This is a genomic window from Cyanobacterium sp. T60_A2020_053 (genome assembly GCA_015272165.1).
Lineage (GTDB): Bacteria > Cyanobacteriota > Cyanobacteriia > Cyanobacteriales > Cyanobacteriaceae > Cyanobacterium.
In genome coordinates this window covers 48,758-55,822 of record JACYMF010000065.1, presented here as the reverse complement: position 1 = coordinate 55,822, position 7,065 = coordinate 48,758, and the positions used below count along the sequence as shown (strand labels likewise).

The 7,065-nt window shown below is 34.7% G+C and carries 7 protein-coding genes and 2 pseudogenes; 5 read left to right on the top strand and 4 right to left on the bottom strand.

What is annotated here, in order from left to right; genetic code table 11:
- Nucleotides 1-287 precede the first annotated feature (287 nt).
- On the top strand, nucleotides 288-476 hold the full coding sequence (gene psbZ / locus IGQ45_09675; GenBank protein ID MBF2057472.1) for a photosystem II reaction center protein PsbZ: 189 nt from the start codon (nucleotides 288-290) through the stop codon (nucleotides 474-476).
- Between the two features lie 121 nt (nucleotides 477-597).
- Nucleotides 598-1,080 carry a 6,7-dimethyl-8-ribityllumazine synthase gene (locus tag IGQ45_09670; GenBank protein ID MBF2057471.1) on the top strand — a complete coding sequence of 161 codons (483 nt, stop codon included), beginning with the start codon at nucleotides 598-600 and terminating at the stop codon, nucleotides 1,078-1,080.
- 221 nt (nucleotides 1,081-1,301) lie between these two features.
- On the opposite strand, the gene IGQ45_09665 is transcribed toward IGQ45_09670, so the two are convergent.
- Nucleotides 1,302-1,661: a DUF1823 family protein gene (locus IGQ45_09665; protein MBF2057470.1), complete on the bottom strand. Its 360-nt coding sequence runs from the start codon at nucleotides 1,659-1,661 to the stop codon at nucleotides 1,302-1,304.
- 66 nt (nucleotides 1,662-1,727) lie between these two features.
- Between IGQ45_09665 and IGQ45_09660 the strand changes: the two are divergent.
- Together IGQ45_09660 and IGQ45_09655 are read left to right on the top strand one after the other, a co-directional pair.
- Nucleotides 1,728-1,865: pseudogene (locus IGQ45_09660) on the top strand (agmatinase).
- A 115-nt stretch (nucleotides 1,866-1,980) separates the two neighbouring features.
- Nucleotides 1,981-2,055: pseudogene (locus IGQ45_09655) on the top strand (hydrogenase accessory protein HypB).
- Between the two features lie 419 nt (nucleotides 2,056-2,474).
- Here the strand turns inward: IGQ45_09655 and IGQ45_09650 are convergent.
- A complete protein-coding gene (locus IGQ45_09650; GenBank protein MBF2057469.1) occupies nucleotides 2,475-3,467 on the bottom strand; it encodes a DnaJ domain-containing protein in 993 nt (330 codons plus the stop codon).
- A gap of 498 nt (nucleotides 3,468-3,965) precedes the next feature.
- Here IGQ45_09650 and IGQ45_09645 point away from each other — a divergent pair, with 498 nt between their 5' ends.
- Complete coding sequence (locus IGQ45_09645; GenBank protein MBF2057468.1) at nucleotides 3,966-5,084, top strand: FAD-dependent oxidoreductase; 1,119 nt, start codon at nucleotides 3,966-3,968, stop codon at nucleotides 5,082-5,084.
- 516 nt (nucleotides 5,085-5,600) lie between these two features.
- Here IGQ45_09645 and IGQ45_09640 read toward each other — a convergent pair.
- Nucleotides 5,601-6,389: a glutathione S-transferase family protein gene (locus IGQ45_09640; GenBank protein ID MBF2057467.1), complete on the bottom strand. Its 789-nt coding sequence runs from the start codon at nucleotides 6,387-6,389 to the stop codon at nucleotides 5,601-5,603.
- Nucleotides 6,390-6,468: 79 nt separating this feature from the next.
- Nucleotides 6,469-6,930, bottom strand: a complete 462-nt coding sequence (locus IGQ45_09635; protein ID MBF2057466.1) for a DUF29 domain-containing protein — start codon at nucleotides 6,928-6,930, stop codon at nucleotides 6,469-6,471.
- Between the last annotated feature and the right edge of the window lie 135 nt (nucleotides 6,931-7,065).

The window sequence follows — 7,065 nt, the reverse complement described above, 5'->3', positions numbered from 1 at the left end:
CGATTTTTTTGTTGGTTCGTTTACATCCCCCGTTGATTTCAGTGGGTATTTTTTTTGTTGAGAAATTCAACGGGGGTCTTTCACTCACATTTCAAGATAATATACCCTTTCTTGAGGCTTCTATTATGTCTTAACCCTTACGAATCAACATTTCTGAATTATTCAGCAAACCCTATTTAAAAATTTATAATCGTCGAGGGTTTGCTGTACAGAATGACCCAAATTACCCTAAACTAATCTAAGATAGATTGTTTAGTAAAAATATTTATATTCAAGGAGATAAAAAAATGGGAGTTATTTTCCAACTACTTTTAACAGCACTTGTGCTTTTTTCATTTATTATGATCGTTTATGTTCCTGTCGCCTACGCCTCTCCCCAAAATTGGCAACAGTCCAAATCATTACTCTATATTGGTTCAGGCATTTGGGTTGCCCTAGTGTTAGCCGTAGCAGTACTTAACTTTTTTGTAGTTTAAAATCAACTATTTGTAACAAAAGTTAATATTTGTTACTATCAAGAAAGCAGAAAAAAAGAAGAAAGGGCTTATCATTAAGCCCTGTTTTGAAACCAGAAAAAACATTTTGATTACATAAGATATGGCAGTTTTTGAAGGAAATTTCACAGAAGATATAACAAGTTTACGATTTGCCCTCGTCATTGGGCGCTTTAACGATTTAATCACCAATAAATTATTAACTGCCTGTCAAGACTGCTTAAAAAGACACGGTGTAGATGTGAACCCAGACGGAGAACAAGTGGACTATGCTTGGGTGCCGGGTAGTTTTGAAATTCCCCTCGTCACCCGAAAACTGGCAGAAAGTAAACGTTATGACGCTATAATTTGTCTAGGAGCAATAATCCGAGGTGACACTCCCCATTTTGACTACGTTGCCAATGAAGTTGCGAAAGGAGTTGCTGCCACTGCCACCCAAACGGGAGTGCCTGTTATTTTTGGTGTTTTGACGACAGATACTATGCAACAGGCTTTAGAAAGGGCTGGTATTAAGAGTAATCACGGTTGGGGTTATGCTATGAATGCCATTGAAATGGCAACCCTTATGAAAAAAATTAAAAATTAATAAGTAAAGAGTTTTTAATTGGTAGGCAATGGGTTTAAACCCATTGTTATCAGTGCTTTTGTCGTGAATTTTTTTGATTTTCAAACCGAAATTATTGATACAAATGAGCCATTTATGAAAAATAATATTTGGCTTAAATCTTTGATTTATAAGCATTTCACCTACAACCTGACACCCGAAACCTGAAACCTCCCCTCACCAAAATACTTTTTCAGCAACCCTTAGTTATGATCATGGAGATAACTTAATAACCAACTAGCCACAGTAGCGCGCCTCGTCTCCCTTGGACTAAATTCGCCAATTTTATAACCCTTAAATCCCAAATCCTCTTTGAGTAACTGCTTATTTTCTTTTGGAATAGAGCGAGTTAGTTTTACAGTGGGAGGACGATTAGCGATAAAATCAGGGGGTTGAGGGTATTCAGCGCGCCAAGAATCCTCCACGTTGGAATTATCCCAGCGCCCTTCACCGTCGTCATAACGATAACCGAGATAATACCATACCAATTGATTAACCGTAGCATCATCAATTTCCTGATTTAAAATTGCCCAAATAGTATTTTTATCCAGAGGTGGTAACATCCCATTAACTCTAATTTGTTCATCGTCAATTATCCATTGTCAATTATCCATTGTCAATTACTTTTAAGTATTAAAGATCGCACCATTTCCACCTTTTCCAGAGGTGAATTGCCCCACTACGCAGGAATTAATACATTTCTCAAAGCGCCCTACCTCGAAGACGTGAAAAAGGTCGGGGAATACGATGTGGCCATTGTCGGTGTACATTTGTGATACCATGGCGCACCTCGTCGTATCAGGACAATTACCTCGTAAGACTAAACCAGACTATATCCATGAAGAAGCCCAAGTGGTGGATGAGCCTTGGAGTTAGCATATTATGCACCAAACCTTTGACGTTGCCTTAGAAATCAACTTACTTCATGCTAATCAGGAGGGCGCTGATCACAATAGAGCGCAGGGATTAGACATTTGGTTTGATTGGCTACATTCTCAAGTTCAGAAATCAGTGACAATAGCTCAATAATTGTTATCAATATCTTCCATTTCTCTAGGTAGATAAAACAGGGTTTAACTTTACAAACCAATCAATCCTAACATCTCCATACTTGTCGCAACAGTTACAAAAAATAAGTCAAATTTCTTATTTTTCAAGAATTTTAACCAAAAACTCTAACATTACCATTTAAAAATATGAAACTGCCTTCGCATTTATCCTATATAATATCTTTTTTTATCACCCTTAGCCTTGTTGTCGCTTGTAGCAACCCTGCCAGTAATATTCAAACCGCTAATCAAGGGGAAGCAGCTAACTAACAACTAACCAACTAGCCAGATGCGAATAGCTTACTTTTGGGTAAGTTGTTCGCATTTTTAGTTTATAAAAAAGTTTAAAGCCAAATTATCAATTTGAGAGGAGTTACGGTTATTATTTTGAGAATCATTACCTAATCTAGCTACGGCAAAGGCAAAAGAAAGAATTAACATCACAGGAATTAATATTTGCCATTGGTAGAGAGAAGTATTTTTCTTGGAGATTGGATTATTATAGTTATTGACACGATACTGACGGGGTAACGGTGAAGGGCGCTGGTATTTTCTCCCTTTACGCACTACCATATTATCTTCATAGTTACCCATAAAAGAGTTATTTTCTTCCACTATTTCGATATTTTCCTGTACAGAATAATTATTTTCTTCCATCGTTTCGATATTTTCCTGTACAGAATAATTATTTTCTTTCACCGTTTCGATGTTTTCCTTTACAGAATAATTATTTTCTTTCACCGTTTCGATGTTTTCCTTTACAGAATAATTATTTTCTTTCACCGTTTCGATGTTTTCCTTTACAGAATAATTATTTTCTTTCACCGTTTCGATGTTTTCATCAACAAAAGAAATATTCTCCTTTCTGTATTTAATATTTTCAGCAGTAGCTAAATCTGCCCTAGCGCGTATCTCAAAACCTTGTTTTTCCAAAACTGCGGCGCGATAATAATAAGCATTTAGAAAATCAGGATTAATTTTAATAGCTTTCGTAAAATAAAAAATCGCTTCCTGCCAATGTTCATCTTCCGCTTCCAGCGCCCCTAACCGATAAAATAAATCAGCCTTACTTTCCTTCGTCGAATCAATAAAAATTTCTGTTTCTATAGAACCGTTATTTTCTAAATTAGCTTTAATGTGATCATAAGCATTAGTAATCTCTTGAAATTTCGCTTCAGCTTCCCTTTGTTGCTGAGGACTTTGCTCTGCATAATCAGGGTGATATTTTTTCGCTAACTGACGATAAGCCTTTTTAACTTGATCTAGGTCAGCATTAATATCCACCCCCAAAATTTTATAATACTTATCAATATGTGCCATAGTTGACAATCATTTGTGAGAGTTTTTTCTATTTTAACAACATTAATAAATAAGTAAGCAAAATTAATCGAGTATTTCATTATCAATGTAGAAACTTTGCATCCAACGCCAAGTATTAAGACGAGTATCTAAACCATGTATTCTTTTATTGATTTATTCATTTTAGGTGTTGAATTTTTCAACATCAATTTTTATTTCTAAACGATTAAGAACATCTATTAAGTTTACTTCAATTGTTTGACTCATGATAATATTTAATTAATTAAGAAAAGTAATCAATAGTTGATCCTATGCTGACTTTCCTAGTCTATATTTTTCCAAGTCTACGGTGGAGGGTGCTGGATTTAAGTAATAAGTAAGAAGTAAAAAGTAAGAGATTTTAAGGTGGGGTAAAAGGCGCTATAATTTAGGATGTAATGAATTACACAGAACCAATAATATCTTGTTCTATGAATTGAACTAAGACCATTTTAAAATTTACATTTGCCTTTTTTATTTATGAATAAATTAGTTTTATTAGGGGGGGGGCATAGTCATGTAGTCGCTCTAAAATTATGGTATCAAAAACCCTTAGAAAATATCGAAATAATTTTAATTAGTGATGTAGAAAAAACTCCTTATTCGGGAATGTTACCAGCGCACCTCGCCAATTATTACACTTTTGATGAAACTCATATTAATCTAGTAAAATTGGCTAAAAAATATGGTTTTAAATTAATTATTGATACTGTGATTAATATTGATGCTATTAATCAACAAGTTATTGTTAAATCTGGACAAAAAATTAACTATAATTTACTATCTATTGATATTGGCTGTACACCAGAAAAAAGTCATATTATGATCGCAGATAATTGTGCTATTCCGGCTAAACCAGTGCCACAGTTACTGCAAAAATGGCAAGAAATTATTAATTATTGTCAAAAAAATCCTACTCAAAAGCTAATTATTAATATTGTGGGGGGGGGCGCTGGGGGAGTAGAATTAGCTTTAAATATGCACCATCGCTTTAATCAAATTACTGATAATTTTAGTATTAATTTACTAACAAAAGGAGATAAGTTAGTAAAAATTCATAATGATTATGCTAGTTATAAATTAACTGAAACTTTACGAGAAAAGAGAATTAATATTTATTTTAATAGTGAAGTAAATAGTATTTTTGCTGACCATATTACTACAACATCAGGCTTAGTTCTATCTTGCAATTATACATTTTTAGTAACTAATGGGGTGGGGGCGCAATGGCTCAAACAAACTGATATTACCACCGATGAAAAAGGGTTTATTTTAATTAAAGATACCCTGCAAAGTATTTCCCACAGTAATATTTTTGCCACTGGTGATATTGCCACTATGGTTAATTATTCCTATCCTAAAGCGGGAGTATTTGCCGTCAGACAAGGAAAATCCCTTGCTCAAAATTGGCGTAATTGGTGGCAAAATAAGCCTTTAAAATCTGACCAGCCTCAATCTCTTTATCTCAGTTTAATTGGTTTGGGGGGGCGGAGGGCGCTGATGATTTGGGGATATTTAGGGTTTGATTCTCCTTTACTATGGTATTGGAAAGAATTTTTGGATCGGCGATTTATTCGTGTTTATTCTGATTCCAGATAAGGTCACTTTCTGGTAGTCTTTCATAAAAAGATTCTATTTTCGCCTTATACCCACTATGTAGGGTTTGCTGAATAAATCAAAACCCTCTTAAAACAAAGGTTTCAAGCATAGCTGTAAAAGTGTTGGGTATCGGGTGTTAGGTATTAGGTTTGAAAATTACACCTGAAACCAGCAACCTGAAGCCTGAAACCTTACCATTGCACTTTTTCGGCAACCCCTATGTAATGAATTATATCAAGTCAGCATACTTAGTTCTCTCCTGTTTTTAAAGGGGATTTAGGGAGATTGTCTTTTGCCTAATCTTCACCATAATTGCTTTGACACTCTCCACGAATAAATTCGGGGGATTCTAACTTCTGCCACCCAACTTATCAATTAAGCTCTCGCTCAACTGACAGAGGGTAATAATATGTCGCAATTAAAAACCCACCATTGATGATTTATACAACCATCACTAATGATGGATTACTTTACCCGTTTCAATCTCAACCCAATACCTAACACTTGTCCCCATATTTATTCGATTTCGATGGATGTCGGTTTATTCTCGTCTTTAGTTTGATTAGGTGATTTAGACGGAGAAGCTGGTTGACGATATTCGCTATAAATACGATCTCGCCAAGCAAAGAAAGGCTCATAACTGCTATTATCGGCTAAACCCGGAATACCTTTACCTTGTAGGTTGACGGGCGCTTCAAAATATTGAATGTCAGGAAATTTAATGATGGTAGTTAAAGCAGCTACGGTTAAATCAGCTAAAGTAGGCTCATCTCCAATTAGATAAGGTTGATTTTGTAAAATTAAGGTTAAAGCTTCTAGGTTCTGTTTTAAGCCTTTCTCTGCTTTTTTGAACACTTCAGCGCCCAACCCCCCTAATAACTCTGCAGGAATTGCACCTAAAGCGGTTTTCAATAAATCTGGAGTATCACTGGGTAAAAAGGAAGTACGGAAGTTAGGATATTGATTCAGCGCCCCTAAAAATGCCTTGCGCCCTTTCATGCCCAATGATTCATCTGCCCATTCTTCCATTAATAGACATCTACCTCTTGCCACTGCATCGCTAGGTATAAGTGGTTTTTCGGGATATTTACGATCTAAATATAGAGCAATTTCGGTGGAATCAGCAATGACAGTCTCACCATCTTTTAATACTGGCACTTGTCTTTGTCCTGAAATTTTGAATACTTCTAATTGTCCAAGACCGGGAGTAACTTCGATTTTTTTATATTCTAATCCTTTGTAATCGAGGATTAAACGGACTTTTTCGGAAAACTGAGATAGTTCAAACTGGTATAGTTCTAACATGACAAGACCTAATACTTAATAAAAGTTAACAACTATACTTTAACATACCTCTTGAGAATCTCGAATAATACTGATAAGGTTACGGAAGCCAATTTTCATCTAAAATCTGTGCTAAATCAGCCAGAGGAGTTTTGGGAAAAGTATTAAGAGGTAATTTGGAGCGATCTGAAGCAATTTTTGCTCCGTTTTGATAAGATTCCTCAAAAATATCTTGAAGATATGATTTTAAACTGGGACTATCTTTTAAAAGTCTTTTAATTTGTAGTCGAAAATTACGAATTTCTCCTTGCCAATGACCTTGATTTTTTTCTCTTTCTAATTCCCAATAAGATAGTTTTAGTAGATGCTCACATAGTCTTATCAATAAACTTTCTAATTTTCTTTTGTCTCTGCGACTCAAGTCTAATACCTCTTCAATTAAGTTATCCAAATCTAAATGAGTAAAATTTTTTGTTTCTAATTTTTTAACGGTTTCTAACACCCAAAGATTATAGTCAGTATCGTATAAATTTTTTGTTTCAGTTTTTAATTGAGCTACCATATATTCAATTCCTACCGAAGTGATAATCTTCATTGTAATTTTTTTTGTTGAAAACTGAGATTATAGTGAACAAAATCCTTTACAATGGACTTTAGCAACCAAAATGTTGTTAAACTATCTAGTAGTGAGTATAGA

Excerpts from the sequence above, each read along its gene's own strand:
- IGQ45_09645 (MBF2057468.1), top strand. The coding sequence starts at position 3,966 with ATGAATAAATTAGTTTTATTAGGGGGGGGGCATAGTCATGTAGTCGCT.
- IGQ45_09650 (MBF2057469.1), bottom strand. The coding sequence starts at position 3,467 with ATGGCACATATTGATAAGTATTATAAAATTTTGGGGGTGGATATTAAT.
- IGQ45_09640 (MBF2057467.1), bottom strand. The coding sequence starts at position 6,389 with ATGTTAGAACTATACCAGTTTGAACTATCTCAGTTTTCCGAAAAAGTC.
- IGQ45_09635 (MBF2057466.1), bottom strand. The coding sequence starts at position 6,930 with ATGGTAGCTCAATTAAAAACTGAAACAAAAAATTTATACGATACTGAC.
- psbZ (MBF2057472.1), top strand. The coding sequence starts at position 288 with ATGGGAGTTATTTTCCAACTACTTTTAACAGCACTTGTGCTTTTTTCA.
- IGQ45_09670 (MBF2057471.1), top strand. The coding sequence starts at position 598 with ATGGCAGTTTTTGAAGGAAATTTCACAGAAGATATAACAAGTTTACGA.
- IGQ45_09665 (MBF2057470.1), bottom strand. The coding sequence starts at position 1,661 with ATGTTACCACCTCTGGATAAAAATACTATTTGGGCAATTTTAAATCAG.